Genomic DNA, 274 nt, shown 5'->3' with positions numbered 1-274 from the left:
GGCTCTGTTGCACAAATCGGTTTATGGCCGGACTGTCCCTTTCCCCGGACGGATTTATCCCACAGTCTCTGTGACGGGTATGCCGAGCGCTGTGTAGCCGTTCATGACAGCCATGCGGATATGGAGTTCTGCGACCTGGCGGTCGAACTCCCTCGCGGTCAGGCGCTGGCCCAGCAGTTTCATACAGTGCATTTTTGTCTCTGCACGACTTCGGCGATGATATGCGCTCCATCGTCGCCAGATTGTCCGGCCGAGGTATTTGGTGGTTCGCAAG

1 pseudogene is annotated in these 274 nt (G+C 57.3%); it reads right to left on the bottom strand.

What is annotated here, in order from left to right:
• Window positions 1-54: 54 nt before the first annotated feature.
• Window positions 55-274: pseudogene (locus G5B31_RS20995) on the bottom strand (IS5/IS1182 family transposase); the annotation flags it as partial.

The organism is Rhodobacter sp. SGA-6-6 (assembly GCF_011043545.1).
Classification (GTDB): domain Bacteria; phylum Pseudomonadota; class Alphaproteobacteria; order Rhodobacterales; family Rhodobacteraceae; genus Pseudogemmobacter.
The sequence above is the reverse complement of the archived record's forward strand: the minus strand, read 5'-3'. Positions and strand labels throughout refer to the sequence as shown.